This window comes from Aquabacterium sp., from assembly GCF_035476535.1.
GTDB lineage: Bacteria > Pseudomonadota > Gammaproteobacteria > Burkholderiales > Burkholderiaceae_C > Pseudaquabacterium.
On the sequence record NZ_DATILJ010000069.1, the window covers coordinates 1 to 14,475 of the forward strand.

At 68.8% G+C, this 14,475-nt stretch carries 10 protein-coding genes; 5 read left to right on the forward strand and 5 right to left on the reverse strand.

Translation table 11 applies throughout. The features are described from left to right. Positions 1 to 2,151: L-glutamate gamma-semialdehyde dehydrogenase (locus VLK61_RS06900; protein WP_325419544.1), on the forward strand; the 2,151-nt coding region annotated here is incomplete at its 5' end. Positions 2,152 to 2,165: 14 nt separating this feature from the next. On the opposite strand, the gene gorA is transcribed toward VLK61_RS06900, so the two are convergent. Both gorA and VLK61_RS06910 read right to left on the reverse strand, forming a co-directional pair. Further along, positions 2,166 to 3,533 carry a glutathione-disulfide reductase gene (gene gorA, locus VLK61_RS06905; RefSeq protein ID WP_325419546.1) on the reverse strand — a complete coding sequence of 456 codons (1,368 nt, stop codon included), beginning with the start codon at positions 3,531 to 3,533 and terminating at the stop codon, positions 2,166 to 2,168. Positions 3,534 to 3,624: 91 nt separating this feature from the next. Continuing rightward, complete coding sequence (locus VLK61_RS06910) at positions 3,625 to 3,807, reverse strand: hypothetical protein (RefSeq protein WP_325419548.1); 183 nt, start codon at positions 3,805 to 3,807, stop codon at positions 3,625 to 3,627. A 261-nt stretch (positions 3,808 to 4,068) separates the two neighbouring features. Between VLK61_RS06910 and VLK61_RS06915 the strand changes: the two genes are divergently transcribed. The 3 genes from VLK61_RS06915 to VLK61_RS06925 are packed head-to-tail and all read left to right on the forward strand — an operon-like array spanning position 4,069 to position 7,666. Further along, the gene (locus VLK61_RS06915; protein WP_325419550.1) at positions 4,069 to 5,322 is read left to right on the forward strand and encodes a 3-methyl-2-oxobutanoate dehydrogenase (2-methylpropanoyl-transferring) subunit alpha; all 1,254 of its coding nucleotides are present in this window, start codon (positions 4,069 to 4,071) and stop codon (positions 5,320 to 5,322) included. 2 nt (positions 5,323 to 5,324) lie between these two features. Next, a complete protein-coding gene (locus VLK61_RS06920) occupies positions 5,325 to 6,338 on the forward strand; it encodes an alpha-ketoacid dehydrogenase subunit beta (RefSeq protein ID WP_325419552.1) in 1,014 nt (337 codons plus the stop codon). Then, complete coding sequence (locus VLK61_RS06925; RefSeq protein WP_325419553.1) at positions 6,335 to 7,666, forward strand: dihydrolipoamide acetyltransferase family protein; 1,332 nt, start codon at positions 6,335 to 6,337, stop codon at positions 7,664 to 7,666. Before VLK61_RS06920 ends, VLK61_RS06925 begins: the two co-directional genes overlap by 4 nt. A 3-nt stretch (positions 7,667 to 7,669) precedes the next feature. Here VLK61_RS06925 and VLK61_RS06930 read toward each other — a convergent pair whose 3' ends face one another. After that, positions 7,670 to 7,927: a hypothetical protein gene (locus VLK61_RS06930; RefSeq protein WP_325419555.1), complete on the reverse strand. Its 258-nt coding sequence runs from the start codon at positions 7,925 to 7,927 to the stop codon at positions 7,670 to 7,672. Between the two features lie 162 nt (positions 7,928 to 8,089). Here VLK61_RS06930 and VLK61_RS06935 point away from each other — a divergent pair, with 162 nt between their 5' ends. Next, positions 8,090 to 8,302: a DUF6496 domain-containing protein gene (locus tag VLK61_RS06935; protein WP_325419557.1), complete on the forward strand. Its 213-nt coding sequence runs from the start codon at positions 8,090 to 8,092 to the stop codon at positions 8,300 to 8,302. A 143-nt stretch (positions 8,303 to 8,445) separates the two neighbouring features. On the opposite strand, the gene VLK61_RS06940 is transcribed toward VLK61_RS06935, so the two are convergent. Both VLK61_RS06940 and VLK61_RS06945 read right to left on the reverse strand, forming a co-directional pair. Further along, complete coding sequence (locus tag VLK61_RS06940) at positions 8,446 to 11,862, reverse strand: chemotaxis protein CheB (protein WP_325419559.1); 3,417 nt, start codon at positions 11,860 to 11,862, stop codon at positions 8,446 to 8,448. Between the two features lie 59 nt (positions 11,863 to 11,921). Beyond that, complete coding sequence (locus VLK61_RS06945; protein WP_325419560.1) at positions 11,922 to 14,453, reverse strand: cbb3-type cytochrome c oxidase subunit I; 2,532 nt, start codon at positions 14,451 to 14,453, stop codon at positions 11,922 to 11,924. Between the last annotated feature and the right edge of the window lie 22 nt (positions 14,454 to 14,475).

Here is a 14,475-nt window from a genome sequence, read left to right on the forward strand (position 1 = left end):
GTCTTCGAGGCATTGGCCGCCCAGATCGCGCGCCAGCACCCGCGTTGGCAAGGCTTCGGCCTGGCGCTGCAGTCCTACCAGACCCGGGCCCTGGAACTGATAGAGCATGTCGCCTCATTGGCTCGCAGGTACGGCCTGCGCTTCATGTGCCGGCTGGTCAAGGGCGCCTATTGGGACGCCGAGATCAAGCGCGCGCAAGAGATGGGCCTGCCCCACTACCCCGTGTTCACCCACAAGCACCACACCGACATCTCCTACCTCGCCTGTGCCCGCGCGCTGCTGGCGGCGCAGGACGTGATCTTTCCGCAATTCGCCACGCACAACGCCGGCACGATTGCCGCCATCCTGCAGATGGCATCTCGAACCTCATCCAAATTCGAGCTGCAGCGTTTGCACGGCATGGGCGAAGGCATCTATCGCGAGGTGCTGAAGAATCCGCTGATCTGCTGCCGCGTTTACGCGCCCGTGGGCCGGCATCGCGACCTGCTGGCTTATCTGGTGCGGCGCCTGCTGGAGAACGGCGCCAACTCCTCCTTCGTGCACCAGCTCGCCGACGAGTCGGTGGGCATGGACCAGCTGCTGGTGTCGCCTCTGCGGCTGCAGTCGCAGCCCTCGCTGCCCCTGCCGCCCGAGCTGTACGGGGCGCAGCGCAAAAACAGCATGGGCCTGGATCTCACGGTGGAGACCATGCGCGCACCCCTGCTCGCGGCGTACGACGCGGTACAGGTCCCGGTCATTCCCGTCTTCGAGGTGCCGCAGGTGGACGGCGCAGTCCAGCGCTCGGCAGCGGCGTTTCCCGCCTGGCGCGCGACGCCGGTCGCGATGCGCGCCGCCGTGCTGCGCCGCGCCGCGGATGCGATGGAGGCCCAGATGCCCAACCTGTGCGCGCTATTGGTCAAAGAAGCGTTCAAGACCTGGGGCGACTGTGTGGCCGAAGTGCGCGAAGCGGTGGACTTCCTGCGCTACTACGCCAACGAAGCCGAGCGCATCATGCAGCCCCTTGCCTTGCCGGGACCGACCGGCGAGAGTAATGAGCTGCGGCTCACGCCGCGCGGGCCCTGGGTCTGCATCAGCCCGTGGAACTTCCCGCTGGCCATCTTCACCGGCCAGGTCGCGGCCGCGCTGGCTACGGGCAACACGGTGCTGGCCAAGCCGGCGGAGCAAACGCCCGCCATCGCCACGGAAGCTGTGAAGCTGCTGCACGGCGCGGGCGTGCCTCAGGATGCGCTGCAAGTTCTGCACGGCCCCGGCGAAACCGTCGGCGCGGCGCTGGTGGCCAACCCACGCATCGCCGGCGTCGTCTTCACCGGTTCCACCCAGGTCGCCAAGATCATCCAGCGCGCGCTGGCGGCCAAGGATGGCCCCATTGTTCCCCTGATCGCCGAAACCGGCGGCATCAACGCGATGCTGGTCGATTCCACCGCGCTGCCCGAGCAGGTCGCCGATGCGGTGGTGCAAAGCGCCTTCCGCTCGGCCGGCCAGCGCTGCTCGGCGCTGCGCCTGTTGTGCGTGCATGAGGGCATCGCCGACGGCGTGATCGAGATGATCCAGGGTGCGGCGCGCGAACTGGTGACGGGTGACCCGGCGCTGTTGAGTACGGATGTGGGGCCGGTGATCGACAGGGACGCGTATGAAGGGATTCGCAGGCACCTTGATCGCCTCTACGTCACCGCCAAATCCTGTCATGCCGGACTCGATCCGGCATCTACCTCGGCGCGCCAACCGTGGATCCCGGGTCAAGCCCGGGATGACAATCAAGTTTTCATCCCGCCCCAGACCTTCGAAGTCGCCGCCATTGCCGACGTCAAGCAGGAAATCTTCGGCCCGGTGCTGCACGTCGTGCGCTGGAGCGGCGATCCGCAAGCCGTAATCGCCCAGATCAACGCGCTCGGCTATGGCCTCACACTGGGCATACAGACGCGCATCGACAGTCGGGCCCAGGCGCTGGCGGCGCAGGCGCATATCGGCAACGTCTACGTCAACCGCAACATCATCGGCGCCGTGGTCGGCGTCCAGCCCTTCGGCGGCGAAGGCCTGTCGGGCACAGGCCCGAAAGCGGGCGGTCCGCACTACCTGTACCGCTTCTGCGCCGAGCAGACGCTGACCATCAACACCACCGCTGCGGGCGGCAATGTAGCGCTGCTGGCCTGAGGGAAAGGGCTTGCCTAAACCACGACCGCCTCGCGCATAGTCACGAACTCTTCGGCCGCCGTGGGATGGATGCCGATGGTGCTGTCGAACACGGCCTTGGTCGCGCCGGCCTTCATCGCCACAGCGAAGCCCTGCACCACTTCGCCGGCGTCCGGGCCCACCATGTGCAGGCCGACGACCCGGTCGGTGGCGGCGTCGACCACCAGCTTCATGAGCGTGCGCTCCGAGCTGCCGCTCAAGGTGTGCTTGAGCGCCTTGAACTCGGCGCGGTAGACGGTCACCTCGCCGAAGACCTTGCGCGCCTCGGCCTCGCCGTAGCCCACCGTGCCGACGTTCGGATGAGTGAACACCGCCGTGGGAACGAAGTCGTAGCCCATCTTGCGCTGACCGTTGCCGAACAGGCGATCGACCAGCACCATCGCTTCGCCCAATGCCACGGGCGTTAGCTGCAGGCGGTCCGTGACATCGCCCAGGGCATGGACCGAAGGCACCGACGTCTGATAGCCCTGATCGACCACGATGGCGCCGTGCCTGCCCAGCGCCACGCCCACAGCTTCGAGCCCCAGTCCCGCGACATTGGGCACGCGCCCGGTGGCGTACAGCACCGTGTCGGCCACCAGGCAGCTGCCATCTGTCAAGGTCACGTTCAGGCCACGGCCCGTCTTCTCGATGCCCTTGACGTCCATGCCGGTGCGCAGATCGACCCCGTGCTTGCGAACCTCATGGGCGATGAAACTGCGCACGTCGTCGTCGAAGCCGCGCAGCACCTGCGCGCCCCGATAGAGCTGCGTGACCCTGGAGCCCAGGCCGTTGAAGATGGAAGCGAACTCGCAGGCGATGTAGCCGCCGCCCACCACCAGCAGCCGCTGCGGAAAAGGATCGAGGTCGAACATGCTGTCCGAGCTGACCACGTGCTCGCAGCCCGGAAAGACCGGCACGCTGGGCCGCCCGCCCGTGGCAACCAGGATGTGGCGGGCCCTGAAGCTTTCCTTGCCGGCGGCCGCCTGCACCTGCACGGTATGGGGATCCTGCAGCTGGGCCCAGCCCGTGACGATCTGCACGCCCGCGTCCACCAGCAGGTTCTGGTAGACGTCGTTCAGGCGCGTGATCTCGCCGGCGCGGTTGGCCTTGAGCACCGCCCAATCGAATCGAGGCTGTTCGGCATGCCAGCCGAAGCCCGCCGCGTCCCTGAAGTCGTCCGCGAAATGCGCGGCATAGCTATAGAGCTTCTTGGGAATGCAGCCTACATTGACGCAGGTGCCGCCCAGTGCCGCGGCCTCGGCCACCACTACCCGGGCGCCACGCTGGGCCGCCATGCGCGCGGCTCGCACGCCACCGCTGCCCGCGCCGATGACGAACAGATCGCAGCTGTGATTCGGCATGTTTCGCCCCGGTCAGTATCGATGGGGCATTGTCGCGAATACGGCGCGAGCCCGCTGCTAAGCGGGTCCTGACAGCCGTGGGTCCAGGCACTCAGCTAATGGAAGTGTCGTCTTCGGGCCGGGATCGCATGCGATCGCGCTCGATGCTCTGGAGGGTCGCCAGCGCGCTCGCCGAGCCTTCACCCGAGCGGCCTACCCTGGCGCGCGGGTCCGCGCCGCCGCGATCTGCAACGTTGGAGCTGTCTTTGCTGGAGGGCTGTTGCTTGCGGTCCATGTTGGGATCAGTCCGACGCTTGCGTGCCATGGCGCAATCTACAGCTTGCGGAACAGTGAATCTTGTAGGTTTTTGCAGACGTCGCCAGTAGGAGATTACGGAGGGTAGGAGGAGGACTACGAAGGCGGCCGCGCGGGATTTTTTTCCCATACACTCGATCTCTGCGCCAAGGCGCAAACTCCGGACCGGCATGGCTACCCGCTGTGCTCGGGTCCACATCCTTGAACAGGCGCCTGGCACAACCGGGCGCGGAGTGAATGAATGAGCACACCACAAGCGCTTCGCTTGCATGTGCCGGAGCCCTCCGGGCGACCCGGCTGCGAGACCGATTTTTCCTACCTCCATGTGTCGCCCGCCGGCGCCGTGCGGCGGCCGCCAACGGACACCACCCCCCGCGAAACCCACGACCTGGCCTATGGGCTGGTCCGCGTACTGGACGAGGATGGCCGCGCCGTGGGGCCCTGGGTCCCCGAGCTCGAACCGGCCCGCTTGCGCAAGGGACTGCGTTCGATGATGAAGACGCGCATCTTCGACGCGCGCATGCTGATCGCGCAGCGGCAAAAGAAGCTCTCGTTCTATATACAGAGCCTGGGCGAGGAGGCGATCGGCACGGCCCAGTCTTTCGCGCTGCAGCAGGGCGACATGTGCTTTCCCACCTATCGCCAGCAAAGCCTGCTCCTGGCGCGCGACGACGTGCCCATGGTGGAACTCATCTGCCAGTTGATGAGCAACCAGGGCGATCCGCTCAAGGGCCGGCAGTTGCCCGTCATGTACTCGTACAAGCGCGCCGGCTTCTTCACCATATCCGGCAACCTGGCGACGCAGTTCATCCAGGCGGTCGGCTGGGCCATGGCCTCGGCGATCAAGGGCGATACAAAAATCGCATCGGCGTGGATCGGCGACGGCGCGACCGCAGAGGCCGACTTCCACACGGCCCTGACCTTCGCCCATGTGTACCGCGCGCCGGTGATCCTGAACGTGGTCAACAACCAGTGGGCCATCTCCACCTTCCAGGCCATCGCCGGCGGCGAGGCCACCACCTTCGCGCAGCGCGGCGTGGGCTGCGGCATCGCTTCGCTGCGGGTCGACGGCAACGACTTCCTGGCCGTCTGCGCCGCCTCGCGCTGGGCCGCCGAGCGTGCGCGCAGCAATCTGGGGCCGACGCTGATCGAATGGATCACCTACCGCGCCGGCGCGCATTCGACGTCCGACGATCCCTCGCGCTACCGGCCGGCGGACGACTGGCAGCATTTCCCGCTCGGCGACCCGATCACCCGGCTGAAGCAGCACCTGATCGGGCTCGGCGCCTGGACCGAAGCCCAGCATGAAGCGCTGCAGACCGAGCTCGACGCGCAGGTGCTGGCCGCGCTGAAGCAGGCCGAATTGCATGGCACGCTGCAGGACGGCCACATCCCGCCGCTCGCGTCGATGTTCGAGGACGTTTACGGCGACATGCCGGCGCACCTGCAGGCGCAGTTCCGCGAGGCCGCCGCCTACGCACCGCCCGGAACCTGAGCATGTCGACGATGACGATGATCCAGGCCCTGCGTTCGGCGATGGACGTGATGCTGGAGCGCGACCCCAACGTCATCGTCTACGGCCAGGACGTGGGCTACTTCGGCGGCGTGTTCCGCTGCACCGAAGGCCTGCAGTCCCGGCACGGCCGCACGCGCGTGTTCGACGCGCCGATCTCCGAAGGCGGCATCGTCGGTTCGGCCATCGGCATGGCGGCCTATGGGCTGCGGCCGGTGGTCGAGGTGCAGTTCGCCGACTACTTCTACCCGGCCTCCGACCAGATCGTCTCCGAAGCGGCCCGGCTGCGCTACCGCTCGGCGGGCGACTTCACGGCACCGATCACCATCCGCATGCCCTGCGGCGGCGGCATCTATGGCGGGCAGACGCACAGCCAGAGCCCGGAGGCGCTGTTCACCCATGTCTGCGGGCTGCGCACGGTGATGCCGAGCAACCCCTACGACGCCAAGGGGCTGCTGATCGCGGCGATCGAGTGCGACGACCCGGTGATCTTTCTCGAGCCCAAGCGGCTGTACAACGGACCCTTCGACGGCCACCACGACCGGCCGCTGGTGCCGTGGTCGGCCCGGCCGTCCAGCGAGGTGCCGGATGGCTACTACACCGTGCCGCTCACCTCAGCCAAGGTGTTCCGACCCGGCACCGAGGTGACGGTGCTGGCCTACGGCACGATGGTCCATGTCTGCGAAGCGGCGGCCAGCGAAACCGGCATCGACGCCGAGATCATCGACCTGCGCAGCCTGTGGCCGCTGGACCTGGACAGGCTGGTCGAATCGGTCAAGAAGACCGGCCGCTGCGTCATCGTGCACGAGGCCACGCGCACCAGCGGCTTCGGCGCCGAACTCGCGGCGCTGGTGGGCGAGCAGTGCTTCTACCAGCTCGAAGCGCCGGTGGAGCGTGTGACCGGCTGGGACACGCCCTACCCCCACGCGCTGGAATGGGCCTACTTTCCCGGCCCGGCGCGCGTGGCCGCGGCCTTGCAGCGGGTGATGGAAGCATGAGCGTTCACGTCATCAAGGTGCCCGACATCGGCGAAGGCATCGCCGAGGTCGAACTGGTGGCCTGGCACGTCAAGCTGGGCGACCGGGTCGTCGAGGACCAGGCCCTGGCCGACGTGATGACCGACAAGGCCACGGTCGAGATCCCGTCGCCGCTGGCAGGCACGGTGCAGGCGCTGGGCGGCGAGGTCGGGCAGATGCTGGCGGTGGGTGCCGAGCTGGTGCGCATCGACGGTGCCGGCGGCGATGAAATGGCCAAGGGCGGGCGGCCGCGGGACGTCAGTGCTGCGGCAACGCTCGCCGTGCAGCCCGCCGCGGTGCGGTCCGCAGCGGCCGCGCCCCGCACGCCATCGGCGCCACCGGGCATGCGCCCGGACATGCGCGCGCAGGCACGCCCGCCAACCCATGCGCCGACCCGGCCAATCGCCTCGCCGGCGCTGCGCGCGCGGGCCTGGGAACTGGGCGTGAACCTGGCGGAGGTGGCGGCCACCGGCCCGGCCGGCCGCACCATGCAGGCCGACCTCGACGCCCATCTGGCGCGCGGCGGGTCTCGCGCTGCGGCGCCAGCCGCGATGCCGGTCGCGATGCCGGTCGCGGCAGCGCCCGATGCAAGGCATGAGCCAACGCATGCGGCCACGCACGAAATCAAGATCATCGGCCTGCGCCGCAAGATCGCGCAGCGCATGCAGGAGTCCAAGCGACGCATCCCGCACTTCAGCTATGTCGAGGAAGTCGACGTCGGCGAGCTGGAGGCCTTGCGCGCGCAACTCAACACACGATGGGCGGATCGCCGCGCCCACCTGACGCTGCTGCCCTTCCTGATCCGCGCGATCGTGCTGGCCGCGCGCGACCATCCCCAGGTCAATGCGCGCTTCGACGACGAAGCCGGCGTGCTGACGCTGCATGACGCGGTGCACGTGGGCATCGCCACACAAACCGATGCCGGCCTGATGGTGCCGGTGCTGCGCGACGCGCACACGCGCGACCTCTGGTCCTGCGCGGCCGACATCGCACGCCTGGCCGAGCACACGCGTGCCGGCAGGATCACGCGCGACGAACTCAGCGGCTCGACGATCACCGTGACCAGCCTGGGCCGGCTCGGCGGCATCGCCTCGACGCCGGTGATCAACCTGCCCGAGGTGGCCATCGTCGGCGTCAACCGCATCGTGATGCGGCCGGTGATGCGCGAGGGCGCCATCGTCGGGCGGCCGATGATGAACCTGTCCTCGTCTTTCGACCATCGCGTCGTTGACGGCGCGCTGGCCGCGGCCTTCATCCAGGGCCTGCGTGAGCGGCTGGAACACCCGGCCCTGCTCTTTGCCGAGCCCTGAGGTTCACGGCGGCCCCCAGCGGCAGCCGAGTGGGGCCGCAGTGCGTGCTGGCGGGTCTGCGGGCCGGACGCTGCAGGAGCACTTGTCCCAGGTGGAATGCCGAGCGGCCAGCGCCCGCTCCAGCGGCAGCATCTCGCCGGCGATGCGGTCGATGTGCTGGCTGCTCCCTGGCAGGCGCGTGTAGGCCTCATCGAGCTGCAGGCGCAACTGCGCATAGCGCTCGGCAATGTCGTCGATGTCTTCGATGTCTTCGCTGTCCATGGTGAAACCCGGCAAGGGGGTATCGATGCATTGGGGCGTTACAGCAAACGGTGTGCCGACCCAGGCCGCAGCGCGGTCCCGGGCTGGCGGGCATGCGGCTTGCCGCACTCTGGTACGGCCCGGGCGGCCACTGGCCGCGGGGCGAAGCCAAGGAGACGCACCATGCCACGCAGCGATTCGAAAGCTTCCGCCAAGGTGGAAAAGGCCCTGCACGAACGCAAACAGGGCACGTTGAAAAGCGGCAAGTCCGGCAAGAAGGTGACCAGCCGCAAGCAGGCCATCGCCATCGGCTTGTCGGAAGCCCGCCACGCCGGCGCCCAGGTGCCCCCGCGCCCAAAGGACAGTGGGTCGCGCACGAAGAAGGGCAGCCGGTGAGCGCCCCCGTCGTCCCGCCGGACCGTCATCCGGCGCCGCCCACCGACCCCGGCCACCGCACCGAGTTGCCGACCAAACGGCACCCCGACACCGGCCCGCCGGAACATCCGCAGAACGGCCGGCCGCGCCGTTCCGGGGCCTGATCAGCGCGGCACGCTGTCGGCTGTCGCGTCGCCGCGCGGCGTGTCGCCGGCCTGCCGCGCCGTGCCGCGCCGCAGCTTCAGCGCTTGCACGGTGCGTATCAGCGCGTCGAATTCGGTCGGCTTGGTCAGGTGGGCATCGAAGCCGCTGTCCTGGGCTTTCTGCGCATCGGCATCCCGACCATAACCGCTGAGTGCAATGGCCATCATCGGTGCCCACGCTGGCACGCGCCGGATCGCGGCCATCAAGTCGTAGCCGCTCATCTGCGGCATGCCCAGATCGGAGATCAGCAAGTCGAAGGACTGACGCCGCAGCACTTCCAGCGCCTGCCGGCCGCTGGCCGCCGTGGCCACCTGCGCGCCGGACAAGCTGAGCAGTTCGCCGAAGGTCGACAGCGTCTCCTGCGAATCGTCGACCACCAGCACCCGCAGGCCGGCCAGCGGCTCGGCACTGTCGCCACCGCCGGCCTGCAGCGTCGGCGCGACGGCGCGGTGCAGGGGCAGCAGCACTTCGAAACGGGCCCCCCGGCTCGCGCCGTCGGAGTGCGCGCTGATCTGGCCGCCGTGCGCTTGCACCAGTTCCCGGGTCAAGGCCAGGCCGATGCCCAGGCCACGTTCGCTGGCGGGCGAGCGGCTCTCCTGGATGAACATCTCGAAGATGCGCGACAGGAAGCGCGGGTCGATGCCGCGGCCGGTGTCGGCCACCGTCAGCCGCACGTGGGCGTCCACGATCCCCAAAGTCACATCGACGCGCCCGCCCTCGGGCGTGAATTTCAGGGCATTGCTCAGCAGGTTCCAGATGATCTGCTCGAGGCGCACACGGTCGCCTTCCACCGGCAGCGGACGCCCATCGACCTGCAGATTCAGGGCCACTCGCCGGTCGCCGGCTTCCTGGGCCGCGGCCTGCACGATGGCGTCGGCCACCTCGTCGAGACTGATCGCCTCGAGGTGAAGCGCCAGCTTGCCGGTGCGCATGCGCGACAGGTCCAACAAGTCGTCGATGATCTTCGCCTGGCTGCAGGCCGCGCGCTGGATGGCCTGGGCCGCCCGCAGCACGGTGGGCACGGCACGCGATTCGGGTGAACGCGTCAATAACTCGGCATTGGTGTGGATCAGGTTCAGCGGGTGTTTCAACTCATGCGACATCACCGCCAGGAACTCGTCCTTCAGGCTGCTGGCGGCCTGCGCCTGCTGGCGCACCGCCTGCTCCTGGGCCAGCACCAGTTCCTGGGCCAGCGCCAGTTGCTTCTGCTCGGTCATGTCGCGCGCGATGATCGAAAAGCCCTCATCGGGCTCGCCGCCCAGCGGCGCAGTGACGCTGCCGCAATAGACCGAGGTGCCGTCCTTGCGCAACTGCCAGCGCGCCGACTCGATGCGGCCATCGCGCGCGGCGCGGCGAAGTTCCTGCTCGGGCAGGTCATGCGCCCGCTCTTCCTCGGTGTAGATCAACGCCAGCGGCTGGCCGATGGCTTCGTCGTCGCGCCACTGGAACAGGCGCACCGCACCCGCGTTCCAGGCGGTGATCAGGCCAGCCTTGTCGCTGGTGATGATCGCGAAGTCCTTGGTCGCCTCGGCGGCGGTGCGCAGGCGTTCCTCGCTCAGCCGCATGCGCTGCTCGGCCACCCGCAGCGCACTGACGTCGACAAAGGTCAGCACCGCGCCGCTGATCTTGTCGTCGGCCGTGCGGTACGGCAGGAAGCGCACCAGGAAGTGGCGGCCGTTGTGCGCACGCACGCTGCGCTCGAAGCTGCGCAACTCGGCAAAGGTCCGCCGCGCGTCGTCGGCCAGTTCGGGGTAGTCGAGCTTGGTCGTGATGTCGAGCAGCGAGCGCCCCAGGTCCGAGGGAATCAGGTTGAACACCGTCGAGGCCTGCGGCGTGAAGCGCTTGATCTGCAGCCCCTTGTCGATGAACACCGTGGCAATGTCGGTCGACGCAATGAAGTTCTGCAGGTCGTCGTTGATCAGGCTGGTCTCCTCGACCTTGGCCTTCAGTTCGTAGTTGACGGTGGTCAGTTCCTCGTTGGTCGACTGCAGTTCTTCCTTGCTGGTCTCCAGCTCCTCGGTGGCCGAGCGCAACTCTTCGTTGATGGCCTGCAACTCCTCATTCGAGGCCTTGAGCTCCTCGGTCGAGGTCTCCGCGTGTTCGATGGTGCCCTGCAGGTGTTCCTTGATCTGGCGGATCTCCTGCTCCAGCTGCGCGATGGTCTGGCGCGCGGCCTCGTCGGCGGTCGGCACGTCGGCGACGATGGCCGACGAATAGCGGCCGGCGCGGGCCAGGGTGACCGCCCGTTCGTCGATCTCGGTGGCGAAAACCTGGAAGTCCGGTGCATCGGCCGTGCGCTCGGCGCGCTCGTGCAGCAGCATCGCCACCGAATAGGCCTCTTCGCCGGTGGCGCAGCCGGCCACCCAAACGCGCACCGGCTCATCGCGGCGGCGGTTCTGGAACAGCGCCGGCACGACCTCGCGCTCCAGCGCCTCGAAGGCCTCGCGGTCGCGGAAGAAGTTGGTGACGCTGATCAGCAGGTCCTGCAGCAGCAGCTTGGTTTCGTCGGGGTTCTGCTTGAGATAGTCGCGGTAGGCCGCCAGATCGGGCAGCGCATTGACCTGCAGCCGGCGTTCGATGCGGCGCAGGATCGTGGCGCGCTTGTAGTGCTTGAAGTCGTGCCGGGTGGCCAGGCACACCAGCGTCATGATGTCGCCCAGCGCCGCCTCGGCGCGCTGCGTGGCATCGGCCGACTGTTCGCTCTCGACGCCCAGCTGCTCGGCCAGGTCGGCGGGCATGCGGATCTCGCGCATGTTGCGCCACAGGTCCAGCAGGCGCTGCGCCATCTCGTCCACCGGCAGCACGATGTCCACCCGCCCGGTGGCGATGGCCGCACGCGGCATGCCGTCGTAGTCGGCGTCCTCCGGCATCTGGGCCAGCGTGACGCCGCCGGCCTCCTTCACGTGCGTGAGGCCTACCGCACCGTCGCTGCCGGTGCCCGACAGCACCACGCAGATGCTGCGCGCGCCGTGCACCTGGGCCAGCGTGCGGAAGAACAGGTCGACGGCGACGTGAACGCCGCTGCGCGGGCGCTGCGAGGGCACCAGCCGCAGCCAGCCGTCATCCATCGTCAGGTCATGTGTCGGCGAAATGACGTAGACATGGTCGGCCTCGATCTGCACCGACTCGTTCACCTGCATCACCGCCATCGCGGTATTGCGTTGAAGGATCTCCGCCGCATTGCTCTCGTGCCGGGGCGACAGGTGCAGGATGATGACGAAGGCCATGCCGCTGCGGGCCGGCATCTGCGACAGCAGCCGCTGCAGCGCCATCAGGCCGCCCGCCGACGCGCCGATGCCCACCACGGGAAAAGGCAGGTGGCTGGGCTGCGGGCCGGCTTCTTCGGCAACGGCCTGGGGCGTCACGGAATCGGCCATGGAGTCACCGGATCCTTCACGCGCGAGCGATGGAAGTCTTGCAACTGCGGCGCCCGATGTTATGCCAGCAGGGCGTAGGGCAGAAGTGCCACGACCATGCCCGCGGCACAGCCGCCGTACCAGAGCAGCGCGATGTTGTCGAAGCTGGCGCGCTGCCGTGGCGTGACCAGTCCTTGCCACAGCCGCGCGCCCAGGTAAGCCGCGGCCAGCAGCAGCCAGCCGGCATGCAGGCCTTGATAGCCCAGCAGTGCGGCGATCGTCGCGCTCCAGCCCTGCGCCGTGGGCTCCAGCCCGGCAGCGCCGTGCGCCTGCAGCAAGCCCACGAGAGCGGCACTCATCAGCACCGCGGCGCCGCCCAGCGGCAGCACGCGCCAGCGCGACAAGGCCCGCCGCGACAGGCCGCGGCCGGTCGCCGCGAGCAGCGCTGCACTGAGCGCAAAGCCGCCGGCCGCCGCACCCGCATCGGCCAGCGCCGGCAGCGCGGCACCGGGCGGCGGGCACACCGGCTGCAGCATCGCCAAGTGCACATGCGCGAAGGCCATCGAGGCCAGCACCGTGGCGTCGACGACGGCCAGGATCACCATCGCCCACCAGGTGTGCGATCGCCGGCCCACCGCGCCCACCGGCACGCACACGCCATCGGCAATCTGCGCGCTGCCGATCGGTACCCGGTCGCTCTGCCACAGCCAGGCCACGATGCAGGCCACGGCCAGCACGCCGCAGGCGAAGGCGGTGATCACCCACTGCACGGTGAGCAGCAGGAAGAACGCCGCGGTGAACAGTGCCGCCAGCAGCGGCGGCCAGCCCGCGCTCGGCAGCACGATCACATGCCGCGGTAGCGCGTCGCGCGGGCTGGTCACCAGTGTCTCGCAACGGCCGGTGGCGGTGCCCGGCAGCCAGTGGCGGCCGGCGGCCACCTCGGCGGCCAGCCCGGGCTGTTGCCACAGCGGTTCACGCCCCGCCACCTGCGGGACGCTGCGCGTGCCGTAGACGGCCGCGGGCAGCCATTCCAGCGTCGGCGCATGCCACGGGTTGCCATGCGCGCGCGGCGGCAGGCGCAGCACGCGCAGCAGGTCGATCGCCAGCAGCAGCACGGCGCCGGCCAGCACCGCCGCGCCCAGCGAGGACAACAGGTTCGGACCCTCCCAGCCCAGGCCGCCATCGTAGGTGTAGACGCGCCGCGGCATGCCGCGCAGGCCAGCGATGTGCATCGGAAAGAAGCTCAGGTGAAAGCCGCCGAAGAACAGGCCGAAGACCCAGCGGCCGCAGCGCTCGCTCAAGCCATGGCCGTTGTGCAGCGGCATCCAGTAGTACAGCGCGGCGATCAGCGGCATCACCATGCCGCCGATCAGCACGTAGTGCAGGTGGGCGACGACGAAGTAGCTGTCGTGCACCTGCCAGTCGAAGGGCAGCACCGCCAGCATCACGCCGGTCAGCCCGCCCAGCATGAAGCTGACCAGGAAGCCCAGGATGAACAGCGTCGGCGTGTTCAGGCGCGCCTGGCCGCGCCACAGCGTGGCGATCCACGCGAAGACCTGCACGCTCGCCGGAACGGCCACCGCCAAGCTGGCGAGGGAGGCGAAGTTCATCGCCAGCGAGCCCAGCCCGGCGGTGAACATGTGGTGCGCCCACAGCAGCAGGCTGATGACGCCGGTGGCCAGCAGCGCCGCGACGATGGCACGGTAGCCGGCCAGCGGCACGCCCAGCAGCGCCGGCAGCAGCGTGGACACCATGCCGGCGGCCGGCAGGAAGATGATGTAGACCTCCGGATGCCCGAAGAACCAGAACAGGTGCTGCCACAGCAGCGGGTCGCCGCCGCGCGTGGCATCGAAGAACGGCCAGTCGAACGCGCGCTCCAACTCCAGCAGCGCGGTGCCGGCGATCACCGCCGGGAAAGCCAGCACGATCATCAGGCCGACGACCAGCATCGACCAGGCATAGACCGGCATGCGGCCCAGCGTCATGCCGGGCGCGCGGGTCATCAGGATGCCGATGATCAGCTCCACCGCGCCGGCGATCGCCGAGATCTCGATGAAGCCGATGCCCAGCAGCCAGAAGTCCGCGTTGATGCCGGGCGAATGCACGCGGCTGGTCAGCGGCGGGTTCATGAACCAGCCGCCATCGGGCGCCAGGCCGAAGAACAGCGAGGCGAAGAAGGCCAGCCCGCCGACGGCATAGGCCCAGAAGGCGTAGGCCGACAGCCGCGGGAACGGCAGATCGCGCGCGCCCAGCATGTTCGGCAGCAGGAACACGGCCACCGCCTCGACGACCGGCACCGCGAACAGGAACATCATCACCGTGCCGTGCATCGTGAAGACCTGGTTGTAGGTCGCGGCACCCAGCAGGCTCTGGCCCGGCAGCGCCAGCTGCGCCCGCATCAGCAGCGCCAGCACGCCGGCCAGCAGCAGGAACAGCAGTGCGGTGGCGATGTAGAGCTTGCCGATCGTCGTGTTGTTGACCGCCGAGATCGTGCGCCAGCCCTGCGGCTGCAGCCAAGCGCGTTCCAGGGCCGGCAGTTCGTCCGCCGGCCGGGGCAGTCGGTTCGGCAGGGGGGCCGCCGGTGCGGCGGGTTCGGCCAGTGGCGGGCTCATCGGCGCAGTGGCTCAGCCATCG